At 72.4% G+C, this 16,105-nt stretch carries 13 protein-coding genes; 9 read left to right on the top strand and 4 right to left on the bottom strand.

Annotation, left to right across the window (positions count from 1 at the left end; genetic code table 11):
• Positions 1 to 36: 36 nt before the first annotated feature.
• Positions 37 to 1,395, top strand: coding sequence for an ABC transporter substrate-binding protein (locus tag ABTZ58_RS00830; RefSeq protein WP_351348797.1), 1,359 nt, complete (start codon positions 37 to 39; stop codon positions 1,393 to 1,395).
• Between the two features lie 74 nt (positions 1,396 to 1,469).
• Here the strand turns inward: ABTZ58_RS00830 and ABTZ58_RS00825 are convergent, their stop codons facing one another.
• Positions 1,470 to 4,268, bottom strand: a complete 2,799-nt coding sequence (locus tag ABTZ58_RS00825; protein WP_351348794.1) for an aconitate hydratase — start codon at positions 4,266 to 4,268, stop codon at positions 1,470 to 1,472.
• Between the two features lie 534 nt (positions 4,269 to 4,802).
• On the opposite strand from ABTZ58_RS00825, the gene ABTZ58_RS00820 reads away from it, so the two are divergent.
• Together ABTZ58_RS00820 and ABTZ58_RS00815 are read left to right on the top strand one after the other, a co-directional pair.
• Positions 4,803 to 5,003, top strand: coding sequence for a DUF4236 domain-containing protein (locus ABTZ58_RS00820; protein ID WP_094053964.1), 201 nt, complete (start codon positions 4,803 to 4,805; stop codon positions 5,001 to 5,003).
• 84 nt (positions 5,004 to 5,087) lie between these two features.
• A complete protein-coding gene (locus tag ABTZ58_RS00815) occupies positions 5,088 to 6,617 on the top strand; it encodes a helix-turn-helix domain-containing protein (protein WP_351348791.1) in 1,530 nt (509 codons plus the stop codon).
• A gap of 412 nt (positions 6,618 to 7,029) precedes the next feature.
• Here the strand turns inward: ABTZ58_RS00815 and ABTZ58_RS00810 are convergent, their stop codons facing one another.
• On the bottom strand, positions 7,030 to 8,085 hold the full coding sequence (locus ABTZ58_RS00810; RefSeq protein ID WP_351348788.1) for a beta family protein: 1,056 nt from the start codon (positions 8,083 to 8,085) through the stop codon (positions 7,030 to 7,032).
• A gap of 135 nt (positions 8,086 to 8,220) precedes the next feature.
• Here ABTZ58_RS00810 and ABTZ58_RS00805 point away from each other — a divergent pair, with 135 nt between their 5' ends.
• The 6 genes from ABTZ58_RS00805 (at position 8,221) to ABTZ58_RS00780 (ending at position 14,433) form a co-directional block, all read left to right on the top strand.
• Positions 8,221 to 8,769: a DUF488 domain-containing protein gene (locus tag ABTZ58_RS00805; RefSeq protein ID WP_351348785.1), complete on the top strand. Its 549-nt coding sequence runs from the start codon at positions 8,221 to 8,223 to the stop codon at positions 8,767 to 8,769.
• 370 nt (positions 8,770 to 9,139) lie between these two features.
• On the top strand, positions 9,140 to 10,621 hold the full coding sequence (locus ABTZ58_RS00800; protein ID WP_351348782.1) for an alanine racemase: 1,482 nt from the start codon (positions 9,140 to 9,142) through the stop codon (positions 10,619 to 10,621).
• A complete protein-coding gene (locus tag ABTZ58_RS00795) occupies positions 10,618 to 11,937 on the top strand; it encodes a pyridoxal-phosphate dependent enzyme (protein ID WP_351348779.1) in 1,320 nt (439 codons plus the stop codon). Before ABTZ58_RS00800 ends, ABTZ58_RS00795 begins: the two co-directional genes overlap by 4 nt.
• A 5-nt stretch (positions 11,938 to 11,942) precedes the next feature.
• On the top strand, positions 11,943 to 13,139 hold the full coding sequence (locus ABTZ58_RS00790; RefSeq protein ID WP_351348776.1) for an aminotransferase class V-fold PLP-dependent enzyme: 1,197 nt from the start codon (positions 11,943 to 11,945) through the stop codon (positions 13,137 to 13,139).
• A gap of 90 nt (positions 13,140 to 13,229) precedes the next feature.
• Positions 13,230 to 13,994 (top strand): class I SAM-dependent methyltransferase, encoded by a 765-nt coding sequence (locus tag ABTZ58_RS00785; protein ID WP_351348773.1) that lies wholly within the window; start codon positions 13,230 to 13,232, stop codon positions 13,992 to 13,994.
• A 139-nt stretch (positions 13,995 to 14,133) separates the two neighbouring features.
• Positions 14,134 to 14,433, top strand: a complete 300-nt coding sequence (locus ABTZ58_RS00780; RefSeq protein ID WP_351348770.1) for a hypothetical protein — start codon at positions 14,134 to 14,136, stop codon at positions 14,431 to 14,433.
• A gap of 36 nt (positions 14,434 to 14,469) precedes the next feature.
• Here ABTZ58_RS00780 and ABTZ58_RS00775 read toward each other — a convergent pair whose 3' ends face one another.
• Together ABTZ58_RS00775 and ABTZ58_RS00770 are read right to left on the bottom strand one after the other, a co-directional pair.
• A complete protein-coding gene (locus ABTZ58_RS00775; RefSeq protein WP_351348767.1) occupies positions 14,470 to 15,123 on the bottom strand; it encodes an ABC transporter ATP-binding protein in 654 nt (217 codons plus the stop codon).
• Positions 15,116 to 16,045, bottom strand: a complete 930-nt coding sequence (locus ABTZ58_RS00770) for an ABC transporter ATP-binding protein (protein WP_351349577.1) — start codon at positions 16,043 to 16,045, stop codon at positions 15,116 to 15,118. The genes ABTZ58_RS00775 and ABTZ58_RS00770 overlap by 8 nt, the downstream gene beginning before the upstream one ends.
• Between the last annotated feature and the right edge of the window lie 60 nt (positions 16,046 to 16,105).

The following is a 16,105-nucleotide window of genomic DNA, read 5'->3' as shown; positions in this document are numbered from 1 at the left end:
CGTAGGAATGCGAGGAGTGGGTATGGGCCGGTTGTCATGACAGGGAGCCGCCTCGTCAGGGTGGCCGTGGCCGCCACGGTCGCCGTGGGCCTGGCCCTCGCCGGGTGCGGTGACACCGATCCGCCCGGTGCCGAGGAGCAGCAGGCCGACCTCAGCGTGCTCGCGACGGACGCGCCTCAGATGCAGACCCTGGAGAGGCTCACCAAGAGGCACTTCACCGCGCGGACCGGCATCACGGTCGACTACACGCTGCTCCCGGAGAACGAGGCGCGCGAGCGGATGAACCGCGAGTTCGCCACCCAGGCCGGGACCCACGACGTGGCGAGCGTCAGCGCGTACGAGGTGCCGATCTACGCGGACAACGGCTGGCTCGCCCCGCTGGACTCCTACGTGAAGGCGGACGAGGACTTCGACCAGGACGACGTCTTCCCGAACCTGGTGGCGTCGCTGACCGGGGAGGACGGCAGGCTCTACGCCGAGCCCTTCTACGGCGAGGGCTCCTTCCTGATGTACCGCAAGGACCTCTTCCGCAAGGACGGCCTGACCATGCCGCCGAACCCGACGTGGCGGCAGGTCGCCGACCTCGCGGCCCGGGTCGACGGCACGGACGGCGCGAGCGGCATCTGCCTGCGCGGCCTGCCCGGCTGGGGCCAGAACCTCGCCCCGCTCAACACGGTCGTCAACACCTTCGGGGGCGCCTGGTACGACATGCACTGGAACGCCCGCCTGACCTCGCCGGAGTTCCGGGAGGCCGTCGGCTTCTACGTCGGCCTGCTGCGCGCGCACGGCCAGCCAGACGCCGACCGGATGGGCGTCATGGAGATCCTCGACCGCTTCGTCGAGGGCGGCTGCGCCATGATGTACGACGCCACGTCCCTGGCGTCGACGATCGAGGCCGACACCTCCGCCGTCAAGGGCAAGGTGGGCTACGTCCCCGCCCCGCACGAGAGGACCGAGAAGGCCGGCTGGCTGTGGACCTGGGCGTGGGGGATCCAGCAGGCCTCGGTTGAGAAGGACGCCGCCTGGGAGTTCATCTCCTGGGCCTCCTCCCGGGAGTACCAGGAACTGGTGGGCCGGGAGCGGGGCTGGACGGCGGCGCCCGCCGGGAACCGCAGGTCGCTGTACGCCAACCCGGAGTACCAGCAGGCGGCCGGCGCCTGGTACCGGCAGGAGTACACGGCGGCCACCGACTCGGCCGACCCGAAGGACCCCGGCGTGGCCCCCCGCCCCTACAGCGGCATCGGGTTCCTGGGCATCCCCGAGTTCGCCGTGCTCGGTACGGCGGTCTCGGAGCAGATCGCCGCGGCCATCGCCGGGCGGCAGTCGGTGGACGCGGCCCTGGAGAAGTCCCAGGACCTCGCGCAGGCCGCGGCGGCGAAGTACCGGGGGGAGTGAACGGCGCGGGCCGCGTCCCCGGGTCACCCGGGAACGCGGCCCTCGAACTGCCGTGACCTGCCTGGCCGTGCCGCCTACTTGCGGATCAGGCTGCGCAGCACGTACTGCATGATGCCGCCGTTGCGGTAGTAGTCCGCCTCGCCCGGGGTGTCGATGCGGACGACCGCGTCGAACTCGACGCCGGTGTCGGTGGTGACCTTCACCGTGCGCGGGGTGGTGCCGTCGTTGAGCTCGGTGACACCGGAGATGGAGAAGGTCTCCTCACCGGTCAGGCCGAGGGACTCGGCGGACTGGCCCTCCGGGAACTGCAGCGGCAGGACGCCCATGCCGATGAGGTTCGAGCGGTGGATGCGCTCGTAGGACTCGGCGATGACGGCCCTGACGCCGAGGAGCGCGGTGCCCTTGGCCGCCCAGTCGCGGGACGAGCCGGAGCCGTACTCCTTGCCGGCCAGGACGACCAGCGGGATGCCGGCGGCCTGGTAGTTCTGCGAGGCGTCGTAGATGAAGGAGACCGGGCCGCCCTCCTGCGTGAAGTCGCGGGTGTAGCCGCCCTCGGTGCCCGGCGCGATCTGGTTACGCAGACGGATGTTGGCGAACGTGCCGCGGATCATGACCTCGTGGTTGCCGCGGCGCGAGCCGTAGCTGTTGAAGTCGCGGCGCTCGACGCCGTGCTCCGTGAGGTACTTGCCGGCCGGGGTGTCGGCCTTGATGGCACCGGCCGGGGAGATGTGGTCGGTGGTGACCGAGTCGCCGAGCTTGGCGAGCACCCGGGCGCCGGAGATGTCCTGGACCGGGGCCGGCTCCATCTGCATGCCCTCGAAGTACGGGGGCTTGCGGACGTAGGTGGACTCGGCGTCCCACTCGAAGGTGTTGCCGGTCGGGATCGGCAGCGCCTGCCACTGGGCGTCGCCCGCGAAGACGTCCGCGTAGGACTTGGCGAACATGTCCTCGCCGATGGCGTTGGCGACGACGTCGTTCACCTCGGCCTCGGAGGGCCAGATGTCCTTCAGGAAGACCGGGTTGCCGTCCTGGTCGGTGCCCAGGGCCTCCCTGGTGATGTCCACCTTCATGGAACCGGCGAGCGCGTAGGCCACGACCAGCGGCGGGGACGCGAGGTAGTTCATCTTGACGTCGGGGTTGATACGGCCCTCGAAGTTCCGGTTGCCGGAGAGGACCGAGGTGACCGCGAGGTCGTGGTCGTTGACGGCCTTGGAGACCTCCTCCGGCAGCGGGCCGGAGTTGCCGATGCAGGTGGTGCAGCCGTAGCCGACGAGGTTGAAGCCGACCTTGTCGAGGTACGGGGTCAGGCCCGCCTTCTCGAAGTAGTCGGTGACGACCTTGGAGCCCGGGGCGAGGGTGGTCTTGACCCACGGCTTGCGGGTCAGGCCCTTCTCCACCGCCTTCTTGGCCACCAGGGCGGCGGCGACCATGACGTACGGGTTGGAGGTGTTGGTGCAGGAGGTGATGGCCGCGACGGTCACCGCGCCGTGGTCCAGCTCGTACGAGGTGCCGTCGGGGGCGGTCACGGTGACCGGGTTGGACGGGACGGCGGCACCGGTGCCGTCGGCGTGCTGCGGCGCGCCGGCGCCGTTCTCCTGGCTGCCGTAGGCCGGGGCGTCGGAGGCCGGGAAGGACTCGTCGCTCGCCTCGTCGACCGGGGAGGCCGCGGTGCCGGACTGCGGCGCGGCGGGGACCTCGACGTAGTTGAGGACGTCCTTGGCGAACTGCTCGGCGGCGTTCGCGAGGACGATGCGGTCCTGCGGGCGCTTCGGGCCGGCGATGGACGGGACGACCGTGGCGAGGTCGAGTTCCAGCTTCTCGGAGAAGTCGGGCTCGGCGGCCGGGTCGAGCCAGAGGCCCTGCTGCTTGGCGTACGCCTCGACCAGCGCGACCTGCTGCTCGGAGCGGCCGGTCAGACGCATGTAGTTCAGCGTCTCGTCGTCGATCGGGAAGATCGCGGCGGTGGAGCCGAACTCCGGCGACATGTTGCCGATGGTGGCGCGGTTCGCCAGGGAGGTGGCGGCGACGCCCTCGCCGTAGAACTCGACGAACTTGCCGACGACGCCGTGCTTGCGCAGCATCTCGGTGATCGTGAGGACCAGGTCGGTGGCGGTGGTGCCGGGCTGCAGCTCGCCGGTCAGCTTGAAGCCGACGACGCGCGGGATCAGCATGGAGACCGGCTGGCCGAGCATGGCGGCCTCGGCCTCGATGCCGCCGACGCCCCAGCCGAGGACGCCCAGGCCGTTGACCATGGTGGTGTGCGAGTCGGTGCCGACCAGGGTGTCCGGGTAGGCCTTGCCGTCGCGGACCATCACGACACGGGCCAGGTGCTCGATGTTCACCTGGTGGACGATGCCGGTGCCGGGCGGGACGACCTTGAACTCGTCGAAGGCGGTCTGACCCCAGCGCAGGAACTGGTAGCGCTCCTTGTTGCGGCCGTACTCCAGGTCGACGTTCTGCTTGAAGGCGTCGTTCGTGCCGAACTTGTCGGCGATGACGGAGTGGTCGATGACCAGCTCGGCCGGCGCGAGCGGGTTGATCTTCGCCGGGTCGCCGCCCAGCTCCTTGACGGCCTCACGCATGGTGGCGAGGTCCACGACACAGGGAACGCCGGTGAAGTCCTGCATGATCACGCGGGCCGGCGTGAACTGGATCTCCTGGCTGGGCTGGGCCTGCGAGTCCCAGCCGCCGAGGGCACGGATGTGGTCGGCGGTGATGTTCGCGCCGTCCTCGGTGCGGAGCAGGTTCTCCAGCAGGACCTTGAGGCTGTAGGGAAGGCGGGCCGAGCCCTCCACCTTGTCCAGCCGGAAGATCTCGTACGACTCGTCGCCCACCTGCAGCGTGCTGCGGGCGTCGAAGCTGTTCGCCGACACGACAGTCTCCTTCATTGATGTGCGCGTTCCACCACGATCCTGCCGTCATGGCCTCTCGACCGATCCGCTAAGGTAAGGCTAAGTTAGGCAACCCTTACCAGGGTGACGGCTGCGGTGCTCCTCGGCAGATATCTCGATGTCGAGATAACTCTAGTACACCGGGGGCGGTTGGTCATGCCCGGGCGGCGACCGCGACGGATCACGTCGTGGCCGATACCCGCCTGTACGCCCTCGCCACTCCGGGCCGGTGCCGTCCAGCACCCGGCGACGGCGGAGTCGCCGACCCCACGGACCCAGCAGGCCGACCGGGAACTCGTCGAGACCGCGGCCCGTGCCGCCCGCGCACACCGCCGGGGCCACCACCACACCACGGCGGCCGTGGTCCGCGCCCGGGACGGCCGGATCGCCACCGCCGCGAACGCCCGCCACTTGCCCGGCGACCCCTGCGCCGCCGCCAACACAGCCATCAGAAGGCGAACTCGGGGTAACCGAACGGAACCGGGGACCCCCGGTGACACCGAAAGGAGGCCCTGAATGCCCCTCACGTTCCGTAAGAGTTTCCGGATTCTTCCCGGCGTGCGGCTCAACATCAACAAGCGCTCCTGGTCCATCACCACCGGCGGCGGCAAGAACGGCCCCCGGCACACGCGCAGCAGCACGGGACGTCGTACGACATCGATGGATCTGCCCGGACCTTTCGGGTGGCGGCGCACCACGACCTCCAAGCGACACTGAGGCCATGGGGCGGGATTGACGGCCCATCACCCGTACGGACCCTCCGTTCGGACCCCATCTCATATCTGAGATAACCTCAATCCCATGGCAGACGACTACCTCGTACGCATCGGCAAGCTCATCCGTGACGCCCGGCAGCACCGGGGCTGGACGCAATCGCAGCTGGCCGAGGCGCTCGGCACCAGTCAGAGCGCCGTCAACCGCATCGAGCGCGGCAACCAGAACATCAGCCTTGAGATGATCGCCCGGATCGGGGAGGCCCTCGACAGCGAGATCGTCTCGCTCGGCTACGCCGGCCCGATGCATCTGCGGGTGGTCGGAGGCCGTCGGCTGTCCGGTGCCATCGACGTCAAGACGAGCAAGAACGCGTGTGTGGCGCTGCTGTGCGCCTCTCTGCTCAACCAGGGGCGCACAGTACTGCGCCGCGTCGCCCGCATCGAGGAGGTGTACCGCCTCCTGGAGGTGCTGGGCTCCATCGGCGTGCGCACGCGGTGGATCAACGACGGGGTCGACCTGGAGATCGTGCCGCCGGCCGAGCTGGACCTGGCGGCGATCGACGCGGACGCGGCCCGCCGCACCCGCTCCATCATCATGTTCCTCGGCCCGCTGCTGCACCGCATGGACCACTTCAAGCTGCCCTACGCCGGCGGCTGCGACCTCGGCACGCGCACCGTCGAGCCGCACATGATCGCCCTGCGCCGGTTCGGCCTGGACATCGCCGCCACCGAGGGCCAGTACCACGCCCGGGTGGACCGCTCGGTCAACCCCGACCGCCCGATCGTCCTGACCGAGCGCGGCGACACGGTCACCGAGAACGCGCTGCTCGCCGCCGCCCGGCACGACGGCATCACCGTCATCCGCAACGCCTCCTCCAACTACATGGTCCAGGACCTGTGCTTCTTCCTGGAGGCGCTCGGCGTCAAGGTCGACGGCATCGGCACCACCACCCTCACCGTGCACGGCGTGCCGACCATCGACGCCGACGTGGACTACTCCCCCTCGGAGGACCCGGTCGAGGCGATGAGCCTGGTGGCCGCGGCCGTGGTGACGGAGTCGGAGCTGACGGTCCGCCGGGTCCCCATCGAGTTCCTGGAGATCGAGCTCGCGGTCCTGGAGGAGATGGGCCTCGACCACGACCGCACGCCGGAGTACTTCGCCGACAACGGCCGCACCCGCCTGGTGGACCTGACCGTACGGCCCTCCAAGCTGGAGGCGCCGATCGACAAGATCCACCCCATGCCGTTCCCGGGCCTGAACATCGACAACGTCCCGTTCTTCGCGGCCATCGCGGCGGTCGCCCAGGGCAAGACCCTCATCCACGACTGGGTCTACGACAACCGCGCGATCTACCTCACGGACCTGAACCGTCTCGGCGGCCGCCTCCAGCTGCTGGACCCCCACCGCGTCCTGGTCGAGGGCCCCACCCGCTGGCGCGCCGCGGAAATGATGTGCCCCCCGGCCCTGCGCCCCGCGGTGGTCGTCCTCCTGGCGATGATGGCGGCCGAGGGCACGTCGGTGCTGCGCAACGTGTACGTCATCAACCGGGGTTACGAGGACCTGGCGGAGCGGCTGAACTCGATCGGAGCGCAGATCGAGATCTTCCGGGACATCTGAGAGTTCGCAGAAGAAGCGCCGCCACGCCCCTGCTGACCTGCGTAGAGGCGAAGCGGGAGGGGAGGTGGCGGCGCCTTCGGGAGGCCACCCCGGCACCGGTGCTCGGCTGGGTGGACGTACCGTCCGGGAGCTCGGCACGCGGCGGCGACGGGCGGTCCAGGCGCAACGCGGCCGAGGGAGACCGTGCGGCGCGTCGTCGACTTACTGCTGGCGGGACTCGAACCGGACGCGACCGTGGGAGTGGTCACGCCGTCGACTGCCCTCCGGGGGCCACGGCGCCAGAGCCTGCCCGGTGAGCCGGACGGTGCGGGTGCCCGCCTGGCGGATCGTGTCGGGCAAGACCGCGCCGGCACCGCTGTTCGACTGAGCCGCGTGCAGGGCCAGGCTCCTCGGAACCTGGCCGACGGCCCGCTCAACCGTCGGACAGGCTCCGTACGACGTGCGTCATGTGCTGGAGGTTTCCCGCCCTCAGCCACTCCGTGGGCCCGCCCACACCCTCACTGCTCGTGAGGGGGCCGTCCGCGCAGCCGCTCAGCCACTCTTCGCCTGGCCCGGCTCCCGCTCCCCGGAACTCGGGCAGTTCGGTGATCCGGCGGGCCGCGGCACGGTTGACGGCGATCCGGTCGGGGCCTCGGGTGAGCGTCTTGACGAAGAAGTACGTGGTGTCGGTCGTGTAGCGGAGCACACCCCAGGGCGGGCCGCCCTTCCTCCCGGGCGCCGGGGCCTGCGCGAGGGCGCCGGGGGGCTGCACCCCGTAGTCGCCGTAGCCGAGCAGCGGGGCATGGGCCCTGCCCGTCGCGCGCACCTCGTGCCACATGCTCCACTCCGCACGTGACGCCTCGCACGATCCCTCCTCCAGCATGTCGGCAGTGACCTGCGGAATGCCGCCTCCGAGCAGGGTGGCGCTTCGCCAGACCGCCAGGGGCATCAGCGCGTCGAGGGCGCGCAGCGCCTCCTTGCCCGCGCCGGGCCGGTCGTCGAGGACCACCCCCATGTCGAGCAGCAGCTCCAACGGCACCTCCGGACCGGTCAGCGCCAGCAGGCCCCTGACCCCCTCTCCGAGGCGGCCGTCCCACTCCCCCGAGACCCGCACCCGCACACCCAGACGCCGATGGCACCGCCGGGCCGTCTCCACGGCCGCCGCCTGCTGCTCCGCGGTCCGCTCCGGCCCGGTGACGGGTCGCAACCGTCCCAACTCGCAGTAGACGGCCAGCGCTTCGGCGAGAGCGGCGATCTGGGCGACCTCGCCGAAGGGAGCGTCGATCCATCCGCCGTGACTGCTCACCGCGCTCACCCGACCGACGTACGTGCCGACCACCGTACCCAGCGTCTCCGGCGGCGCCCCGGGCAACGGCGGCAGGTTCCACAGCGGCCTGATCGCGGCCCGGACGTCCGGCCGGAGCCGCTGGAGGGCCCCGGCCGCATGCGGCTTCGTCGGCAGAACGGGAACATAGAGCGGTCCGGACATCGCGGCTCCCCCTCGACACCGTCCGTGCGCATCCCTTCCCGCCAGGGTCCGTCCGTCTCGGAGCGGTTGAAAAGAGGGCGATTCCGGCCCGCGTGGCCGATGTGTGTACCGGTCGAATCGGGATAGTCCGCCCCTGTGGACGTACCACTGCTGACCTTCGGCCACAGCACCGCCGGGCGGGAGCGGATCGCCGGGCTGTTGCGGGAGGCCGGGGTCGCGGCCGTCGTGGACGTACGGATCGCTCCCGGCAGTCGCCGGGACCCCGACCTGCTGCGGGAGCGGCTCGGCGGGTGGCTGCCGGCCGGGGGCGTCGGGTACCGGTGGGAGCCCGCCCTCGGCGGGTTCCGGCCGTTGCCCGCGGACAGCCCGGACGTCGTCTGGCGCAACAAGTCCTTCCGCGGGTACGCCGCCCACACCCGCTCCCCGGAGTTCGTGGCCGCGATGGACCGCCTGCTGCGCGAGGCCGCGGAGATCCGCACGGCCGTGATGTGCAGCGAGGCGGTCTGGTGGCGGTGTCACCGTCGACTGATCGCCGACTTCGCGGTGCTCGCCCGTGGCGTACCGGTCCATCACCTCATGCACGACGGGCGCCTCACCCCCCATACGCCGACGCCCGGAGTGCGGCTGCGTGACGACGGGCTCCTCGTGTACGACGGCTATGAGGGAGAGGCGGAGGGCGGCTGAGGCAGGGCATCGCGGAGGGCGGCGATCGCGGCCGGGGCGTACCCCGCGTTCAGATGCGGAGCACCCGCGGGTCACGCCCCATCGGTCGCGGGCACGGCCGGGGTACCCCTGGCTCGGGTGGCGCACGCGTGCGGCGGGATGCCCGGCCCGGTGGCGGGACGCCCGGCCCGGTGGCCGGGGGGCGCGTACCGGGCGCCCGGCGCGCGCCGCCCCCGGTCGCCGTGATCCGCTTCACACCAGTCACAGGACAGGCCCCGGCCTTACAGGGCGTAAAGCGACCGAAGAATGGATATGGGTCATACGGCGACACGCGGGGAGTGTCCGACGTGCCCGGATGCCGGGCGCAGCGGCTTCAGGGGAGGGAGCGCGCATGGGTGGCCGGCCCTTGTATCTCGAACCGCTGTATCTCGAACCCCGGCTCGAACCGCGGCTGAGGTCGCTCATGGCGGCGGCCGGGACCTTGCACTCGCTCACCGACGCGCTCGGCTCGCCGCTGCACGTCGTGGTCCCCGACCATGTCGCGGAGAACGTGGAGCGGTTCCGGTCCGTGTACCGCGCGCACCACCTGGGCGGGCAGATCTTCTACGCCCACAAGGCCAACCGCTCCAGCGCCCTGCTGCGCCGCCTCGCCGCCACGGACGCGGGCGTGGACGTCGCGTCGCTGGAGGAGTTGCAGCACGCGCTGGGCGCCGGTTTCGCCCCGGGCCGGATCACGGCCACGGGGCCGAAGAACCCCGAGTTCCTGTGGCTCGCGGCCCGTACGGGCGTCACGGTCGGCGTGGACGGGCCCGCGGAGCTGGACCAGCTCGCCGCGCTGGTGCGCAAGCACTCCCTCGACCGGGTCCCGGTCCTGCTGCGACTGTCGGGGTTCGAGACCTCGGGCGTGCGGGTGCTGAGCAGACGCAGCCGCTTCGGCACGCCCGTGGCGGAGGCGGAGGAGCTGCTGGAGGCGGTCGAGCGGCACGGCGACGCGGTCGAGGCGACCGGGGTGGCCTTCCATCTGGACACCACGAGCGTGGCGGAGAAGGCGGTCGCCCTCGAAGGGTGCCTGGCGGTTCTGGAGGCGTGCCGGAGCCGGGGGCTGCGGCCCCGGGCCGTGGACGTGGGCGGCGGGTTCGGCGTCAGCTACCTCGCCGAGCGGGAGCAGTGGGAGACGTACACGAGCGAGCTCACCGCGGCGGTGATGGGCCGTCGCCCCCCTCTGACCTGGGGCGGGCACGGTTACGGGCTGCGCGAGGAGTCGGGCACCCTGCGCGGCGCGCTCGGCCTGTACCCCGCGCACCGGTCCGTGGCGGGCCCCGCCTACCTGGACGACCTGCTGGCCCAGCCCGCCCCGTCCCTGGGCGGCCGCCCGCTGGCCGCGCTGCTGCTGGAGCACCTGTACGACCTGTACACCGAGCCCGGCCGGGCGCTGCTGGACCAGTGCGGGCTGACGCTCGCGAAGGTGCTGGAGGTGCGGACGCAGGGCACCGACGGGGCCTTGCTCGTGCGGCTGGCCGCGAAAGCGGACGACATCGCCCTGGAGGACCACGGCGTGCTGATGGACCCGGTCGTCGTTCCCCGGAGCGGTGCGGCTCAGGGCGAGGGGCCCGTCGCCGTGCACCTGTTCGGCAGCCTGTGCCTGGAGACCGACCTGATCACCCGGCGCACGGTGTTCCTGCCGCGCCGCCCGGCCCCCGGTGACCTGCTGGCCTTCGCCAACACCGCGGGCTACGCCATGGACTTCCACGCCACCCGCGCCCAGCAGCAGCCCGCCGCCCGCAAGGTCGCCGCATGGCAGGACGGCGACGCCTGGCGGTGGTGCCTCGACGACCAGTTCTGGCCGATCACGCCCTCGGGGGGAGTCCAGTGAGGTACGACAGCATCACGGAGGCGATAGGCAACACCCCGCTGGTGCGGATCGACCCGGCCGTGCACGGCCTGCGCCACATCGACCTGTACGCCAAGCTGGAGATGCTCAACCCGTTCGGCTCGGTCAAGGACCGGGCCGCCTGGAACATGGCGCGGCCCCTGCTGGACGAGGCGGTCGAACGGGGCAGCCAGGTCGTGGAGTTGTCCAGCGGCAACACGGCGAAGGCGCTGGCGGTCGTCGCCGGCATGCACGGCCTGGGCTTCAAGAGCGTCACCAACCGGATGCGCATCCCGGAGATCAAGGACCTCCTGCTGCTGCTCGGCGCGGAGATCGAGGAGCTGCCGGGCCAGAGCGAGTGCCTGGACCCGACGGCGACGGACGATCCGCTGACCCTCTTCCACCGCACCCTGTCGGCGTCCGGCGGTGCCCACCTGCACACCGACCAGTACTTCAACCCGCGCAACACCGAGGCCCATCTGTCCGGCACGGGCCCGGAGATCGTGAAGGACCTGGACGGCCGGGTCCCGGACTGGTTCGTCGCCTGCGTCGGCACGGCCGGCTCCTCCACGGGCGTGGCCCGCGCACTGCGCGAGCAGGACCCGTCGGTGCGGGTGGTCGGGCTGGTGGCGGCCAAGTCCGACTTCATCCCCGGGATCCGCACCATCGACGAGGTGCAGGAGGTCGGCCTGTTCGACCCGGACACGTACGACACGATGGCGTCGGTGACCGCCGACGAGGCGATCGAGGGGATGCTCACGCTGAACCGCCGCTGCGGCATCCTGGGCGGGCCGACCGGTGGGGCCGCTTACTTCGGCGCGGTCCGTCATCTGCGCGCCCTGGACGAGGAGTCGGAGGAGCGGCGCACGGCGGTGTTCATCGTCTGCGACCGGGTGGAGAGCTATCTGAGCTACGTCCGGCAGCGGCGGCCGGACCTGCTGGGCCGGCCGCCGCGGAAGAACTCGCCGGCCGACCTGTCGGAGGCGGAGGTCGGCGCGGCGCCGTCGGTGACGGTGGCCGAGGCCCGGCGCTGGATCGAGGCCGAGGAGCCGCTCGTGGTCGATCTGCGCAGCCCGTACGCGTACGCGGCGCTGCACATCGACGGTTCGGTCAACATCGTCGACGAGCTGTTCGCCGACCTCGTCCGGGGCGGGCTGCCGTTCAGCCGGAGCCGGCCGGTGCTGCTGGCGTGTCCGGTCGGTGAGCAGTCCGCCCGGTACGCGGCGCTGCTGACCCGGATGGGCCACCCGGACGTGCGCAGTCTGGCGGGCGGCATCATCGCCTGGCGGGACGCGGGCGCGCCCCTGGTGCGGGACTGACGGGCATGACGACACCGACCGCATCCGAGGACCTCGGCGCGTGGCAGCGGGAGCTGCGCGCCCGGTTCCCCATCGTCACCGGGCATCCGGAGCTCGCGTACCTGGACAGCGCGGCCACGGCGCAGAAGCCGCAGGCCGTCCTGGACGCCGTGCAGACCTACCTCACGACGTCCAACGCCAACTCCGCGCGCGGCACGTACACCTGGGCCAACCGGACCACGGAGCTGGTCGAGCGGACCCGCGAGCGCGTCGCCCGGTTCCTGGGCGATCCCGGGACCGGCGGCTCGGTCGTGCACTTCACCGGCGGCACGACCGAGGGGCTGCGCACGATCGCCCGTGACTGGCTGCCCGGATTCCTGCGCGACGGCGACGAGATCGTCGTGCCCGAGGCCGACCACCAGGCCAACATCGTGCCGTGGCTGGAGGCGCAGCGGCAGCTCGCGCGGGAGGGCGTGCGGGTGCGGGTGGTGCCGATGCCGTACCAGAACGGCTCCGGGGACTACGACCACCGGGCGCTGGCCGAACGGGCCGGGCCGCGCACCCGGTTCGTGGCCACGACGCACGTGCACCATGTCTACGGCGGTGACATGAACGTGCAGCGCATCCGCCGGGCGGTGGGCCCGGACGCGGTGATCTGTCTGGACGCGGCGCAGAGCGTGGGGCATCTGCCGGTGTCGGTGGCCGCGTTGGACGTCGACTTCGTCGTCTTCTCCGGGCACAAGGCGCTGGCCCTGCCCGGCTCGGGTGCGGTGTGGGCGCGGCAGGCGCGCGGGCCGGCGTTCGTGCCCGGCGGGTGGAGCGGCACCCCGAACACGGTGGGCATCGCCTCGCTGGAAGCGGCCCTCGACTGGCTGGACGCGGCCGGTGTGGACCGGATCGAGCGCTGGACGGCCGACCTGGCGTCCCGGCTCACCGACGGGCTGCGCCGGCTCGACGCCTACGAGATCCTCGGCTGTCCGCTGAGCCTGGCCGCCGACTCGCCCGTGCAGCGGCGCCTGGGCATCGTCTCCCTGCGGCACCGGGCCATCGACTCGGGCGACCTGGGCTTCATCCTCTTCAGCCACGGCTTCATGGTGCGCTCGGATCACCACTGCCAGGGGGACGCGGGCGAGAAGACCGGTTCGGTGCGGGTGAGTCTGCATGTGTACAACACCGTGGAGGAGATCGACCGGCTGCTGTCCGTTCTCGCCTCACTCGAGTGACCACACCCACTGGGCGTAATGAGAACCGTTTCCACCTGTAGGCTCGTTCCGGCAGGAGTCAGGTGCGAGACGGCAAGGTGGCACGACCGGATGGGGCTGAGTCTGGGGACGGCGGAGCGGTGGGTGGAGCGCTGGGAGCTCCAGCAGCAGCGGTACGCCGTCGACCGCGAGGAGCGGTTCACGGTGATCGCCGACGTCGTGGAGCACATCACGGCGGGGCGCGAGGGCCGGCCGCTCGTGGTCGACCTGGGCTGCGGGCCGGGCTCGCTCGCGGCCCGGCTGGTCCGGCGGCTGCCGCGGGCGGAGATCGTGGCCGTCGACCGGGACCCCCTCCTGCTGGAACTGGGCCGGACCCACCACCCGGACGCCGCCCGCTACGTCGACGCGGAGATCGGCGCACCCGGCTGGACCGAGGCCCTGGAGCTGGACCGGCCGCTGGACGCGGCCGTCTCCACCACGGCCCTGCACTACCTCGACCACGCCACCCTGCTGCGCACCTACCGGCAGCTCGCCGCGCTGCTGCGCCCCGGTGGCGTCCTCGTCAACGGCGACCACCTCCCCCAGGACGAGGCGGGCCCGGCCGGGATCGCCGCCCATGTGGGGCGGTGCCGCGCCGGGCGGCAGCGGGTGTTCGCGCACGAGGACTGGGGCTCCTGGTGGGCCGCGGTCGCTGAGGACCCCGAGCTGGCCGACCTCCTCGCCGAGCGCCGGCGCCGCGCGGAGCCCGCCGGCACCGGCCGCCCCGCCGAACTCCCCGTCTCCGTGCACCTGGACCTGCTCCGGCGGGCGGGTTTCCGGCAGGCCGGCCCGGTCTGGCAGTACGGCGAGAGCTGCGTGGTGGTCGCGGTCCGCTGACCAGCCTGGGCTCACCCCTGCGCTGTGGCCGGATGGTGGGCGGCGGCGGGCCGCCGGAGCATGGACGCAGACAAGCCGCCCCAGGGCGATGCCGCCCTGCCGGTCCCCCGGCGGCCACCAGCACACGCGAGGAGCCCCGATGAACACCGCCGAGCACATCACCCACGCGGACCACGCACACGCCCACGGCGACGCCTGCGGCCACGTCGCCTTCCCCCACGGCGACCACACGGACTACGCCCACGACGGCCACGTCCACCGGATGCACGAGGTTCACGTCGACGAGTGCGTCACCGGCGGTCACACCGTGCACCACAACCACGACCACCAGCACGGCGACACCTGTGGCCACCTGGCCGTCCGGCACGGCGACCACACCGACTACGTGCACGACGGGCACCGCCACGCCGCCCACGAGGGGCACTGGGACGACCACTGACCCGAGCCGGGCCCAGGGTCCTAGGGTCCTAGGGTCCTAGGACAGGGCGTCCCAGTGGACGGTGCGGTCGCACCAGCGCTGAAGCAGCGTGCGGTCGTGGCCGACGGCCAGCAGGGCGGCGCCCGTCCCGGCACGGTAGTCCTCGACGGCGGCGACCAGGGCGGCGGCGGTGGACGCGTCGAGCATGGCGGTCATCTCGTCGCACACCAGCACGCGCGGGCGCAGCACCAGGGCGCGGGCCAGGCAGGCGCGCTGCAGCTGGCCGTCGCTGACCTCGTGCGGCCGCCTGGTCAGCAGGTCGGGCGTGAGGCCGACGGCAGGGGCCAGCTCGGCGATCCGCTCGGGGATCTCCCGGGCGCGGCCGGTGGCGCGCAGGGGTTCGGCGATCAGGTCGGTGAGCGGCAGCCGGGGGTCCGCGGAGAGCCTGGCCTGCTGGAAGACCACGCCGAAGGCGGTGCGCTGGGCGCGCGGGGCGCGGTGGCGCCAGTGCCGTACGGGGGCACCGTCCAGCAGGACGGTGCCCGCGTCGGGGCGGTGCAGCAGGGCCGCGACCCGGGCCAGGGTGGACTTTCCGCAGCCGCTCGGGCCGAGCAGCCCGACGGACTCGCCCGGGGCCAGGGTGAGGGAGACGTCCCGGACGACGGGGGTCTTCCTGGTGTATCCGGCGGTGATGGAGCGCAGTTCAAGCACGGACGTCCTCCGGCACGTGCGGGTGGTGGCAGGCGACCGGGCCGGGCGGGGGCGCGTGGCTGGCGCAGATGCCGTCGGCGCGGGCACAGCGCGGGGCGAAGGCACAGCCGTCGGGGAGGTCGCCCAGTTCGGGCGGCATGCCAGGGACGGGAGTGAAGGCGCGGTCGGGCAGGGCCCGCAGGAGGCCGCGGCTGTAGGGGTGGCGGGGGCCGGGGTCGCCGAAGAAGGCGGTGGCGTCGGCGAGTTCGACGATCCGCCCCGCGTACATGACCGCGACCCGGTCCGCGATGCGCTCCGCCGCCGCCAGATCGTGGGTGATCATCAGCAGGGCCCGTCCGCCGTCCCGCGTCCCGCCCGGGTCGTCGACGTGCCGGCGCAGTTCGTCGACCGTACGGTCCACCAGGTCGCGGTCGAGTCCGGTGGTGGGTTCGTCGGCGAGGAGCAGGGGGGCGTCGCCGACCAGGGCGAGGGCGGTGGCGGCGCGCTGGGCGAGGCCGCCGGAGAGTTCGTGCGGGTACCGGTCGAGGTGGGAGGCGGGGAAGGCGGCCCGTTCGGCGGCGGCCTCGGCGGCGGCGCGCAGGGCGGCGCGGCCCCGGGTCGCGGTCAGGGCGGCGACGGTCTCCTCCAGCTGGGAACGGACGGTGCGCACGGGCGTGAGGTGGGCGGCCGGGCTCTGCGGTACGAGCCCGATGAGCCGGCCCCGTACGGTGCGGGCGAGGGTCCGCTCGCCCGCCGTCAGCAGGTCCAGGTCGCCCAGCAGGGCCGAGCCGGCGGTCTGCGCGTTGCCGGGGAGCAGCCCGAGCAGCGCGGAGGCCAGTACGGACTTGCCGCAGCCGCTCTCGCCGATGAGGGCGAGGCACTCCCCCGGCGCCACGTCGAACCGGGCCGCGGTGACGGCCGCGACGCGCCGCCCGCCGGGCATGAGGAACCGCACGGAGAGGTCACGCACGGACAGCACGGGGGCTCGCCGGGGGGCCGGGCC

Source organism: Streptomyces sp. NPDC094143 (assembly GCF_040303825.1).
In the GTDB taxonomy this organism is placed as follows: Bacteria; Actinomycetota; Actinomycetes; order Streptomycetales; family Streptomycetaceae; genus Streptomyces.
This window is presented reverse-complemented; position numbering and strand designations above follow the sequence as displayed.